General features: G+C 32.9%; 15 protein-coding genes and 1 riboswitch. Of the genes, 12 read left to right on the top strand and 3 right to left on the bottom strand.

Going from position 1 to position 12,666, the window contains the following annotated elements; all coding sequences use genetic code 11:
- Window positions 1–214 precede the first annotated feature (214 nt).
- Window positions 215–535 carry a thioredoxin family protein gene (locus CD129_RS08580; protein ID WP_107509712.1) on the bottom strand — a complete coding sequence of 107 codons (321 nt, stop codon included), beginning with the start codon at window positions 533–535 and terminating at the stop codon, window positions 215–217.
- A gap of 141 nt (window positions 536–676) precedes the next feature.
- Here CD129_RS08580 and CD129_RS08575 point away from each other — a divergent pair, with 141 nt between their 5' ends.
- The 7 genes from CD129_RS08575 to CD129_RS08545 all read left to right on the top strand — a co-directional run bounded on the left by CD129_RS08575 (window position 677) and on the right by CD129_RS08545 (window position 5,028).
- Window positions 677–1,030 (top strand): arsenate reductase family protein, encoded by a 354-nt coding sequence (locus tag CD129_RS08575; RefSeq protein WP_078357717.1) that lies wholly within the window; start codon window positions 677–679, stop codon window positions 1,028–1,030.
- Between the two features lie 67 nt (window positions 1,031–1,097).
- Window positions 1,098–1,478, top strand: a complete 381-nt coding sequence (gene gcvH / locus CD129_RS08570) for a glycine cleavage system protein GcvH (protein ID WP_078357716.1) — start codon at window positions 1,098–1,100, stop codon at window positions 1,476–1,478.
- Between the two features lie 103 nt (window positions 1,479–1,581).
- Entirely contained in the window at window positions 1,582–1,986 is a 405-nt protein-coding gene (locus tag CD129_RS08565) for a toprim domain-containing protein (RefSeq protein WP_078357715.1), read from the top strand.
- Window positions 1,943–2,266 carry a thioredoxin family protein gene (locus CD129_RS08560; protein ID WP_078357714.1) on the top strand — a complete coding sequence of 108 codons (324 nt, stop codon included), beginning with the start codon at window positions 1,943–1,945 and terminating at the stop codon, window positions 2,264–2,266. The genes CD129_RS08565 and CD129_RS08560 overlap by 44 nt, the downstream gene beginning before the upstream one ends.
- Window positions 2,267–2,295: 29 nt before the next feature.
- Window positions 2,296–2,402: riboswitch (SAM riboswitch) on the top strand.
- Window positions 2,403–2,479: 77 nt separating this feature from the next.
- Entirely contained in the window at window positions 2,480–3,505 is a 1,026-nt protein-coding gene (locus CD129_RS08555; RefSeq protein WP_107509711.1) for a methionine ABC transporter ATP-binding protein, read from the top strand.
- A complete protein-coding gene (locus CD129_RS08550; RefSeq protein ID WP_078357712.1) occupies window positions 3,498–4,193 on the top strand; it encodes a methionine ABC transporter permease in 696 nt (231 codons plus the stop codon). The genes CD129_RS08555 and CD129_RS08550 overlap by 8 nt, the downstream gene beginning before the upstream one ends.
- A 13-nt stretch (window positions 4,194–4,206) precedes the next feature.
- Complete coding sequence (locus CD129_RS08545) at window positions 4,207–5,028, top strand: MetQ/NlpA family ABC transporter substrate-binding protein (protein ID WP_107509718.1); 822 nt, start codon at window positions 4,207–4,209, stop codon at window positions 5,026–5,028.
- Window positions 5,029–5,113: 85 nt separating this feature from the next.
- On the opposite strand, the gene CD129_RS08540 is transcribed toward CD129_RS08545, so the two are convergent.
- Entirely contained in the window at window positions 5,114–5,347 is a 234-nt protein-coding gene (locus tag CD129_RS08540; RefSeq protein ID WP_107509710.1) for a hypothetical protein, read from the bottom strand.
- A 340-nt stretch (window positions 5,348–5,687) separates the two neighbouring features.
- Between CD129_RS08540 and sufC the strand changes: the two genes are divergently transcribed.
- Genes sufC through sufB form a run of 5 tightly spaced genes read left to right on the top strand, consistent with a single transcriptional unit; the run spans window position 5,688 to window position 10,961 of the window.
- The gene (gene sufC / locus CD129_RS08535) at window positions 5,688–6,467 is read left to right on the top strand and encodes a Fe-S cluster assembly ATPase SufC (protein WP_078357710.1); all 780 of its coding nucleotides are present in this window, start codon (window positions 5,688–5,690) and stop codon (window positions 6,465–6,467) included.
- A gap of 35 nt (window positions 6,468–6,502) precedes the next feature.
- Window positions 6,503–7,819: a Fe-S cluster assembly protein SufD gene (gene sufD, locus CD129_RS08530; protein ID WP_107509709.1), complete on the top strand. Its 1,317-nt coding sequence runs from the start codon at window positions 6,503–6,505 to the stop codon at window positions 7,817–7,819.
- Window positions 7,816–9,087: a cysteine desulfurase gene (locus CD129_RS08525; RefSeq protein WP_174221883.1), complete on the top strand. Its 1,272-nt coding sequence runs from the start codon at window positions 7,816–7,818 to the stop codon at window positions 9,085–9,087. The genes sufD and CD129_RS08525 overlap by 4 nt, the downstream gene beginning before the upstream one ends.
- A complete protein-coding gene (sufU, locus tag CD129_RS08520; RefSeq protein ID WP_078357707.1) occupies window positions 9,077–9,517 on the top strand; it encodes a Fe-S cluster assembly sulfur transfer protein SufU in 441 nt (146 codons plus the stop codon). Before CD129_RS08525 ends, sufU begins: the two co-directional genes overlap by 11 nt.
- Before the next feature lie 46 nt (window positions 9,518–9,563).
- Window positions 9,564–10,961 (top strand): Fe-S cluster assembly protein SufB, encoded by a 1,398-nt coding sequence (gene sufB, locus CD129_RS08515; protein WP_078357706.1) that lies wholly within the window; start codon window positions 9,564–9,566, stop codon window positions 10,959–10,961.
- 84 nt (window positions 10,962–11,045) lie between these two features.
- On the opposite strand, the gene glcP is transcribed toward sufB, so the two are convergent.
- On the bottom strand, window positions 11,046–12,413 hold the full coding sequence (glcP, locus tag CD129_RS08510; protein ID WP_107509708.1) for a glucose transporter GlcP: 1,368 nt from the start codon (window positions 12,411–12,413) through the stop codon (window positions 11,046–11,048).
- Between the last annotated feature and the right edge of the window lie 253 nt (window positions 12,414–12,666).

Below are 12,666 nucleotides of genomic sequence, written 5' to 3'. Positions count from 1 at the left end.
ATCGAAGAGATCGGGCAAGTTGTAGATTAAGTAGAGAGTTAATCGAAGAGATCGGGCAAGTTGTAGATTAAGTAGAGAGTTAATCGAAGAAATCGGCTAAGTTGTAGATTAATTAGATAGTTAATCGAAGACATTCTCAAAATCATCACCATACAGTAAGTGGCCGAGACAATTAATTTGTCTCAGCCTCTTACTTATTTAAATCAACTATTTATTATTTTAAGTTTTCAGCTAAAAATGCTTTTACATCTTCAGGTGTTTTGGCATTTGCTGAATGTAAGTGAGCAAGTTTTTTGTTATTTTTAAATACTAATAAACTTGGAATTCCCATTACATCATTTTCTGTAGCCGCTTCTGGAACTTGATCGCGATTAATTTGATACCAGTTGAAATTATGATATTCGTCGATGATAGGATCAATCCATTGGTTCATTCTTGTGCAATCTGGGCACCAGTCTGCAAAGAATTTTACAACTACTGGTTCTTCGCTTTGTGTGATCTCTTCGAATTCTGCATATTGACTAATTGTTCTCATTTTTATTATGCTCCTTAGAAATTTTTCTTATAATTAAAGTATATCGCATTTTCAATATTTTAAAAATTATTTAACTCATTACTATATGTTCGTTAGTAATATTGTTATAATAGATTTAAATAGACATATGGAGGTAAAGACATGATAAAATTTTATCAATATCCTAATTGTACAACTTGCAAAAAGGCAGCAAAGTTTCTAGAAGAGAATGGTGCTAGTTTCGAACCGATTGATATTACACAGTTAACACCAACAGCTAAAGAATTAAAGGATATCATTGATGGAACAGATATTACTGTGAATCAATTATTTAATACTCGAGGCGCTAAATATCGCGAGTTGGGTTTAAAGGATAAAATGAATGATTTGTCTGACAACGAAAAATTCGATTTATTAGCTTCAGATGGTATGTTAATCAAAAGACCTTTAGCAGTTTTAGGCAATAAGGTTACTTTAGGTTTTAAAGAAGACGAATATCGCCAAACTTGGTTGTAAAAATAGTTGCTTGAATAATCGCTTTATGTCATGATTATAGGTGAAATACATATAGGAGGGGATTACTTTGACAGTACCTAGTGAGTTAAAATATTCTAAAGAACATGAATGGGTAAAAATTGATGGTGATGTTGTAACAATTGGTATTACTGATTTTGCTCAATCAGAATTAGGGGACATTGTGTTTGTTGAGTTACCTGAAGAAGGTGACGAATTAACTAGTGGAGATTCATTTGGTAGTGTAGAATCTGTTAAGACAGTTTCTGAACTATATGCACCACTATCTGGAAAAGTCGTTGAAGTAAACGAAGAACTAGAAGATAGCCCTGAGTTTGTTAATGAATCATCATATGATAAAGCATGGATGGTTAAAGTTGAGTTATCTGATAAAGCTCAATTAGATGGATTACTAGATGCAGACGCTTATAGTGAAATGATAGGTGAATAATATAATATTAAACTCCACGATGCAAATGGTATCATGGAGTTTTTTTAAATCTTGAATACGAAGTTGAACTATAATATTAATTCATTTGTAGAAGGTGATGGCCATGGCGATGATTAAAAAAGTAATAATCGTAGAAGGTATTTCTGATAAAAAACGAGTGAAAGAAGTATTAAATGATCATGTTCATATTATTTGTACACATGGAACAATGGGTGTAGAAAAAATGGACGAACTTTTAGAAGAAATTTATGGTTCACAAGTATATGTTTTAGTCGATCAAGATAAAGAAGGTAAACGTATTCGAAAATGGTTTAAGAAGTATGTGAGTGAAAGTCGTCATATTTATATTGATTCGACATTTTCTGAAGTAGCTCGCTGTCCAAGACAATATTTAGCGAATGTGTTAAACTATCATGGATTTACAGTAAACAATGATTTTGTATTGAAAGGGAAGTATCGTTACCATGAAACACACAGAAATATTGAACGATATATACAAGCATTTTGATAAGGATTTACATTTATTATTTGGCTATACACCTACATGTGGAACGTGCAAAATATCTGAGCGTATGCTGGATATAGCGAACGAAGTAACACAATTACCAATCAATAAATGTGATTTAAATTTTTATCCAGAGTTCTGTAGAGAATTTGAAATCTTATCAGTACCTGTATTATTCATTATGAAACAAGATAAGGTCATAGAAAGAATATACGCTTTTCAGTCTGTTCCTTATATTGTTGAGAATATTCAAAAAGTTATTGACGATAAAAACTTATCATGATAGTATGAATTTAATTAAATACGTAGTAACTCTTATCAAGAGTGGTGGAGGGATGTGCCCTTTGAAGCCCGGCAACCGTCATATATATATGAAATGGTGCCAATTCACAAAAAGTGTAAACTTTTGAAGATGAGAGAAAGACATATTTCTAACGCCTTTCTCTTGATAATTAGAGTAAGGCGTTTTTAATTTAAAGATTAGGAGGCAGCAGATTTGATTGAGTTAAATAAAGTTGTTAAAACTTTCAAAACAAAAAAAGGTGACATTACAGCTGTTGACCATGTCGACTTAAAAATAGATAAAGGAAGTATATATGGTGTAATTGGATTTTCTGGAGCTGGAAAAAGTACATTAATACGAATGTTTAACGGTCTGGAAACGCCAACTGAAGGTGAAGTTATAGTTGATAGTGCAAATATTGGCAAACTTTCTAAACAAGACCTTAGATTAAAAAGACAAAAGGTAAGTATGATATTCCAACATTTCAATTTACTATGGTCTCGTACGGTTAAAGATAACATTGCATTTCCTTTAGAAATTGCAGGGGTATCTAAAAGTGAGATAAACGAAAAAACAAAAGCACTTATCAAAAGAGTGGGTCTTGAAGGTCGTGAGAATGCTTATCCATCACAATTATCCGGTGGGCAAAAGCAAAGAGTTGGTATAGCTCGAGCTTTAGCAAATGATCCGCACGTATTATTATGTGACGAAGCAACAAGTGCATTAGATCCTCAAACTACTGATGAAATATTAGATTTATTAGTAGACATAAACAAAGAGCTCAATTTAACAATTATACTTATTACACATGAAATGCATGTCATTAGAAAAATATGTGATCATGTTGCAGTCATGGAAAATGGTAAATTTGTCGAAGAGGGAGAAGTTATCAATGTATTTAATGACCCTCAAACATATGTTACACAGCGTTTCGTAAAAGATGACTTAAAAGCTGATGATCTTCAAAGAACATTAGAAGATTTCAGAAAAGAACAACCAAACGGAGAAATTTGGAAACTGAATTTCGTTGGTGGAACGAGTTCAGAACCTGTGTTAGCAAAAATTATTAAAACATATAATATCGATATTAATGTCATTGAAGGTGATGTTAAGTTGACTCAAAATGGCACATTTGGCCATATGATCGTTCATTTACCTCAAGGTGATTATTCTAAAGATCAAATTAAAAAAGAACTTAATGATCTTGGTGTGAAAGTAGAGGTGAATGTAAGTGAATAAATCATTTGGAGATATTATAACTGAAATGATTACAATGCCTAATGTTAAATGGGATGCCGTATGGGAAGCATTATATGAAACACTATACATGACGGTAATATCAACAGTATTTACATTAGTATTTGGTTTAATATTAGGAACATTACTATTTTTAACATCAAGAGGGACATCAAAGAGCTCTCGAATATTTTATTCAATCGTATCATTCGTCGTTAACTTATTCAGAGCTATTCCATTCATCATCTTAATTCTACTATTAATACCTTTTACAGATATTTTATTAGGAACAATCAGTGGTCCAAAAGGTGCACTACCAGCATTAATCATAGGTGCATCACCTTTCTATGCTAGATTAGTAGAAATAGGTATGAAAGAAATCGATAAAGGCGTTATTGAGGCAGCTGTATCAATGGGTGCTACAACATGGACAGTAGTAAGAAAAGTGTTAATTAAAGAATCATTACCTGCCTTAGTTTCAGGTATTACAGTGACAGCAATTGCATTAGTGGGATCAACAGCAATTGCAGGTGTAATTGGAGCAGGTGGGTTAGGTAACTTAGCTTACTTAACTGGATTTACACGAAATCAAAATGATGTCATTTTAATTTCAACAATCTTTATATTAATTATTGTATTTGTAATCCAATTTATTGGAGATATTATTGTTAAAAAAATTGATAAACGTTAAAGGAGTGTTTCACATGAAAAAAGTTTTTGGTTTATTATTCATTTCACTATTAGCAGTAGTGCTAGTTGCATGTGGTGGAGGAAGCGGCGATGACAAAGGTAAAAAAGAAACAATTAAAATAGGTGCATCACCAGCACCACACGCTGAAATATTAGAAGAAGCAAAGCCACTTCTTAAAAAAGAAGGTTATGATTTAGAAATTAAAACAATTAACGATTACACAACACCTAACAAATTATTAGATAAAGGTGAACTTGATGCAAACTTTTTCCAACATACACCTTATTTAGATACTGAATCTAAAGAAAAAGGATATAAAATTGAGTCTGCAGGAAATGTACACTTAGAACCAATGGCAGTTTATTCTAAAAAATATAAAGAATTAAAAGACTTACCGAAAAATGCTACAGTATACGTTTCAAATAACCCAGCAGAAGAAGGAAGATTTTTAGCATTCTTTGAAAAAGCAGGATTAATCAAAATTAAAGACGGCGTTGATCCAATAGATGCAACATTCGATGACATTACTGAAAATAAGAAAAATATTAAATTCAACAACAAACAATCAGCAGAATTCTTACCGAAATCTTATCAAGCAAACGAAGGTGACGCTACAATTATCAATTCTAACTTTGCAATTGAACAAGGATTAAATCCAATAAAAGATTCAATCGCAGTAGAAGGTAAAGAATCACCTTACGCTAACCTTATCGCAGTACAAAAAGGACACAAAGACGATAAGAAAATCAAAGCGTTAATAAAAGTATTACAATCAAAAGAAATTAAAGACTTCGTCGATAAAAAATATGATGGTGCAGTAATTTCAGCAAAATAAATATATTAAAAGAGCATCTAGCTATTCGGCTAGATGCTCTTTTAATTTTATTGAGCTAGTTTTCGTAGTCTTGACCGCTAATAATTTATACCATGCCATTAGCGAAATAAATAACAATCATGAAGACTGCTATTGCGTATAAAATAATGCCAATTGATCTATAGTTTCTTACATTAAATGTAGCGATACTAGCAATTGTCAATGCGGTTAAAAGTGTGTTGTATAAACTACTTATATTTATGACGCCTACTAAATTTAATAATAATATAAAAGCACATATCGCACTTATTACAAATGCAAATTGTTCATAGCGTTTCATTTGGACTTCCTTTCCGTATTTTAAATTTTATTTAACATCATTATAATATACATTTTCCTAAATAGCCTTCTTAAGCCATTCAAATAGATTTTACATAAAATGAGAATAGATTGAAATGATTATCATTTGAAAGACTTTTCAGAAAAATGTTATTTATGAAGCGTTTCTTCTATATAAATTGAGCGAAAGTGTTTAATTGACTTAGTAACTACGTTATAATGTGAAGGGTAAAGAATCATAACAAACTTTGACGTTAGATTAAAATTATTATAAACTAGAAAAGATAATGTAGGGTTATCTTTTTTAAATGTGAATAAATTCTCTGGAGGGAAAAAATAATATGGCATCAAAATTAGAAATCAAAGATTTACACGTAGAAATCGAAGGCAAGGAAATTCTTAAAGGTGTAGATTTAACAATACAACAAGGTGAAATTCACGCAATAATGGGACCAAATGGTACTGGTAAATCAACTTTATCTTCTGCTATTATGGGACACCCTAAATATGAAGTAACTAAAGGTGAAATCCTTTTAGATGGTGAAAATGTATTAGAAATGGAAGTTGATGAACGTGCTCAAGCTGGTTTATTCCTAGCTATGCAATATCCATCAGAAATTTCTGGTGTAACAAATGCTGATTTCTTACGTTCTGCTATAAATGCTAAACGTGAAGAAGGCGACGAAATTAACTTAATGCAATTCATTAAGAAATTAGATAAAGAAATGGATCTATTAGAAATGGATCAAGACATGGCTCAAAGATACCTTAACGAAGGTTTCTCTGGCGGTGAGAAGAAACGTAATGAAATTCTTCAATTAATGATGTTAGAACCTAAGTTTGCTATCTTAGATGAAATTGACTCAGGTTTAGATATTGACGCTTTAAAAGTTGTATCAAAAGGTATCAACAAAATGCGCGGTGAAGACTTTGGTTGCTTAATTATTACTCACTATCAAAGACTATTAAATTATATTACACCAGACTTCGTACACGTTATGATGCAAGGTCGCGTTGTAAAATCAGGTGGCGAAGAATTAGCGAGACGTCTTGAAGAAGAAGGTTACGAGTGGATTAAAGACGAACTTAATATTGAAGACGAAACAATCAACGCTGAATAATATATAAGAATTATAGTCAAGTAGGAGGAGTATAAATGGCAACTGAAACAAAGTTAAATATTAACATTGAAGACATCGTTAATTATTCAGCATCTCAGAACGAACCACAATGGATGACTGATTTAAGAAAAGAAAGTTTTCAAAATTTAGATAAATTAGAAATGCCTAAACCAGACAAAACTAAAATTGATAGATGGAATTTTGATACTTTTAACACTCATGTAGTTGAAAGTGATACATTCGATTCAATTGAAAGTTTACCTGAATCAGTACAAAAAATTATCGATACTGAAAATGCAACAAACTTAATTGTTCAACATAATAATACGCCTGCTTTTACTAAAGTAGACGAAAAATTAATTGAACAAGGTGTTGTAATTAAAGACTTAAAAACAGCTTTAATTGAAAACAGTGATTTAGTGCAAAAATACTTCATGACAGATGCTGTTAAAGTAGATGAGCATAGATTAACTGCACTTCACGCAGCATTAGTAAATGGTGGTGTCTTCGTATACGTACCAAAAAATGTTGTCGTTAAAGATCCTGTACAATATGTAGTACTTCATGATGATAGCGATGCGAGCTTCTTCAACCATGCGATTATCGTAACTGAAGAAAGTGCTGAAATAACTTACGTTGAGAACTATTTATCTACTGTATCTTCAAATAAAGGTCAGTTAAATATTGTTTCTGAAGTTATAGCTGGAGCTAACTCAAATATCACTTATGGTACAGTTGATTTCATGGATAAAGATTTTACTGGACATATTATTCGTCGTGGCACAGCTGATGCTGATGCAACAATTGATTGGGCATTAGGCTTAATGAATGATGGTAGTACAATCAATGACAACACTACTTATTTAATGGGTGACCGTTCAAACTGTAACCTAAAAACAGTAGTAGTAGGTCGTGGAGAACAAAAACAAAACTTTACAACACAAATCATTCAATATGGTAAAGAATCAATCGGACATATCTTGAAACACGGCGTTATGAAAGATAGTTCTTCATCTATCTTCAATGGTGTTGGTTACATTAAACATGGTGGTACTAAAGCAGATGCACAACAAGAATCTCGTGTTCTTATGTTATCTGAAAAAGCACGTGGAGATGCAAACCCAATTTTACTTATTGATGAAGATGATGTAACAGCAGGACATGCAGCTTCAGTAGGTAGAGTAGATCCAACCCAATTATACTACTTGATGAGTAGAGGTATTTCTCGTGAAGAAGCAGAGCGCTTAGTTATTCACGGTTTCCTAGACCCAGTTGTATCTGCATTGCCAATTGAAGACGTAAAACGTCAATTACGTGATGTTATCGAACTTAAAGTAACAACACAAATATAAATAAAGGCACAGAAAGGTCTGATAATGTGGCCGAATCAACATTTAATGTAGAAAAAATTATAAAAGATTTTCCAATATTAGAGCAACAAGTTAACGGTAGTAGACTCGTGTACTTAGATTCATCAGCCACAAGTCAAACACCTACGCAAGTAACGAATAGTATAGTAGATTATTACAATCGCTATAATTCAAATGTTCATCGTGGTGTGCATACACTTGGTACGCTTGCAACAGATGCTTACGAAAAAGCGCGTGAAACAGTTAGAAGATTTATAAACGCACAGTATTTTGAAGAAGTTGTTTTTACAAGAGGTACAACAACAGCAATCAATTTAGTTGCACATAGTTATGGTGACGCAAATGTTTCAGAAGGTGATGAAATTGTTGTTACACAAATGGAACATCATGCTAATATCGTACCTTGGCAACAATTGGCTAAAAGAACTGGTGCAAAGCTTAAATTTATTCCGATGTCAGAAAGTGGCGAACTTGAAAAAGAAGCCATCGATAACACGATAAATGATAATACTAAAATTGTTGCAGTAACTCATGTATCAAATGTATTAGGAACGATAAATGATGTGAAGTATATTGCTGAAGTTGCGCATAATCATAATGCTGTTATAGCAGTTGATGGTGCACAGTCAGCACCACATATGAATGTTGATGTTCAAGATTTAGATGTGGACTTCTTTAGCTTTAGTGGACATAAAATGTTAGGTCCTACTGGAATAGGTGTCTTATATGGTAAGCGTAATTTATTAGATAAGATGGAACCTATTGAATTTGGTGGAGATATGATTGACTTTGTTGGATTAGAAGATGCAACATGGACAGACTTACCAACTAAATTTGAAGCAGGAACACCTCTTATTGCTGAAGCAATTGCCTTAGCTGAAGCTATAAGATATATTGATTCTATCGGAATGGATAACATTCATCAGCATGAGTATGATTTAGTTAGTTATGCATACAATGAAATGTCTAAAATCGATGGATTAGATATTTATGGACCAGCCCCTGACAAAAGAGCAGGGCTAATAACATTTAATGTAGAAGGTGTACATCCACATGATTTAGCGACTGCACTAGATTCTGAAGGTGTCGCTGTAAGAGCGGGGCATCATTGTGCGCAACCATTAATGAAATGGTTAAACCAATCTTCAACAGCACGAGCAAGCTTCTATATTTATAATACTACTGAAGATGTTGACCAGTTAATTCAGGCACTTAATGGAGCGAAGGAGTTTTTCTCTTATGAATTTTAATAACTTAGATCAACTATACCGTTCTGTCATTATGGATCATTACAAGAACCCTCGTAATAAAGGTGTTCTTGAAGATGGATCTTTAACAATAGATATGAACAACCCTACTTGTGGTGACCGCATCCGCTTAACATTAGATGTTGAAGATAATGTTATTAAAGATGCTAAGTTTGAAGGTGAAGGTTGCTCTATTTCAATGTCTAGTGCATCAATGATGACTGAAGCAGTAAAAGGTCATTCAATCGAAGAAGCTTTAGCAATGAGCAAAGAATTTTCAAATATGATGCTTGGAGAATCTTACGATATCAATGAAGAAATGGGCGACATTGAAGCTCTATCAGGAGTGTCTAAGTTCCCAGCACGTATTAAATGCGCAACATTAGCTTGGAAAGCATTTGAAAAAGGAACAAAAGAGCAAGATAACGCGTAACTTTTGAACAATGGGCGAACGCTATTATAATAGAGGAGTGAAGAAAATGGCTAAAAAATCACCAGAAGTTGGAGATTATAAATATGGCTTCCATGATGAAGATGTTTCTATTTTCCGTTCAGGTAGAGGTTTAACAGAAGAAATAGTTAAAAAAATATCTGAAATGAAAGACGAGCCACAATGGATGCTTGATTTTCGTTTGAAATCATTAAAACAATTTTACAAAATGCCTATGCCAATGTGGGGTGGGGATTTAACAGAATTAAACTTTGATGAAATCACATATTATGTAAAACCTTCAGAACGTTCAGAACGTTCATGGGATGAAGTTCCAGAAGAAATTAAAAATACTTTCGATAAATTAGGTATTCCTGAAGCAGAACAAAAATATCTTGCGGGTGTATCAGCACAATATGAATCAGAAGTTGTTTACCATAATATGGAACAAGACTTAGAAGATCAAGGAATTATCTTCAAAGACACTGATTCAGCATTACGTGAAAATGAAGATTTATTTAAAGAATATTTCGCAACTGTAATTCCAGCTGCTGATAATAAATTCTCAGCATTGAACTCAGCAGTATGGTCAGGTGGATCATTCATTTATGTACCAAAAGGTGTAAAACTTGAAACACCACTTCAAGCGTACTTCAGAATTAACTCTGAAAATATGGGTCAATTTGAAAGAACATTAATCATTGCTGACGAAGGTTCTTCAGTACACTATGTTGAAGGTTGTACAGCACCTGTTTACTCAACAAATTCACTACACTCAGCTGTAGTTGAAATTATTGTTAAAAAAGATGCATACTGTCGTTATACAACTATTCAAAACTGGGCAAATAATGTTTATAACTTAGTTACAAAACGTACATTTGTTTATGAGAATGGTACGATGGAATGGATCGATGGTAACTTAGGTTCTAAATTAACGATGAAATATCCATCTTGTTTCTTACTTGAAGAAGGCGCTAGAGGTATGACTTTATCTATCGCACTTGCAGGTAAAGGACAAGTACAAGATGCTGGTGCTAAAATGATTCATAAAGCGCCAAACACTTCATCAACAATTGTATCAAAATCAATTTCTAAAAATGGCGGTAAAGTTGTTTACCGTGGACAAGTACACTTTGGCCGTAAAGCTACAGGTGCTCGTTCAAACATTGAATGTGATACATTAATTATGGATAATGAATCTACTTCAGATACAATTCCTTATAATGAAATTATGAATGATAACATTTCATTGGAACACGAAGCGAAAGTTTCTAAAGTATCTGAAGAACAATTATTCTACTTAATGAGCCGTGGTATTTCAGAAGAAGAAGCTACTGAAATGATCGTAATGGGCTTCATTGAACCATTTACAAAAGAATTACCAATGGAATACGCTGTAGAAATGAACCGCCTAATCAAATTTGAAATGGAAGGTTCAATTGGTTAATCATTAACGACTACAGTAATACAATTTTATTAAAATAAATAACACCCAATCCGAAAGAAATACTACGGATTGGGTGTTTTATTTTTAATCTATTTCAGATAATGTTGCTGAAGATGTTCTGTTTCTTAAATCTACTTCAATTTCTTCTAAACTACGTCCTCTTGTTTCAGGAATATATTTTATAACGAATATCATTGCTAATATTCCGATTGCTGCGAAAATCAAGAATACTTGTTCAATACCCATTACTGACGTGAGTATCGGGAATAATTGAGCGACTAATAAACTACCAATTGATAATGATAATGTTGCAATTCCTGTTGCTGCACCTCGTGCTCTCATAGGGAATAATTCTGGTAGAACAATCCATAAAATAGGTCCCCATGTGAATGCGAAGAAAATAATAAACATTGTTAAGCATGCTACGATTATCCAAGCACCGACTGTAGAGTCTAGACCGATTGTCCATACTAGTGTTGCCATTATAAGTAATGAACTAACCATACCGATATTCCCTGTAATGAGTAGTTTTTTACGATCAATTTTATCCATAATCATAATCGCAAAAATGGTAACTATCACATTAACAGAACCAATTCCTACTGTACCTAAAATTGCAGTTGCATCTCCTAAACCTGCTTGACTAAAGATAGTAGGAGCGTAATAAATGATAGCATTGATACCGATTATTTGTTGTAATAAAGCAAATATACAGCCAATGAGTAGTACAGGTCTTAACCACACAGATTTCAATACTGTCCATGTGCTTTCTGATATATGAATAATTTCTTTCATTTCATCTATTTCTTTATCGATTTCAGATTGTTGTCGTGTTATAGCCATAACTTTTCTAGCTGCTTTTTCACTTCTATGCTCAAGTAACCATCTTGGACTTTCTGGCATAAAGTAAACACCAGCCATAAGAATAATAGATGGTACAACAGCTAAACCTACCATCCATCTCCATGCCTCAGCATCAGCGAAAGCATAGTTTACTAAATATGATGCTAGAATCCCTATTGTAATCATAAGTTGATTTAACGAGCTGAGTGATCCTCTTGTATCTGTTGGTGCCATTTCTGAAAGGTACACTGGTACGATTGCTGTAGAGCCTCCGACTGCTAAACCAATGATGAATCTACCGATAACAAGTATGACCATTGATTGTGCAAATGAAAGTATTAAAGCACCAAGTATAAATACGATAGCTATTATAAATACTAGCTTTCTTCTCCCGAGTTTGTCTGATAAAGGTCCACTTGCGCCCGAACCGAATATTGCACCAACTAACATGGAACTTACAACAAGTCCTTCGGTAAAGTTTGTTAGTGGAATATCATTTTTTATAAATAGTAAAGCGCCAGAAATAACGCCAGTGTCATATCCATAAAGCAAACCACCTAATGCACCAAGAAAGAATATTAACTTTGTTCGATAATTGCTTGCTTCCATCCTATTACCTCCAAATATTTTGAATAAGAACTTCGAATAACTAAAACTATTCGAGGAATAATTTATTTCAAAACCAGATTTAATTATTATAAATAACTAAAAGGTTGTAATTATCTAAATAATCTGATTTAATTATAAATGTAAGCCTTTTCAATTATAAAATCAAGTTTTATTTCAAAATAAATCAATTATATAGTTATTGCACATTACTTAATTAAGGTGAGGAGGACTGTTATGAAGCAATCATCAAGGA

This window comes from Mammaliicoccus fleurettii, from assembly GCF_003970575.1.
Classification (GTDB): Bacteria; Bacillota; Bacilli; order Staphylococcales; family Staphylococcaceae; genus Mammaliicoccus; species Mammaliicoccus fleurettii.
The sequence above is the reverse complement of the archived record's forward strand: the minus strand, read 5'-3'. Positions and strand labels throughout refer to the sequence as shown.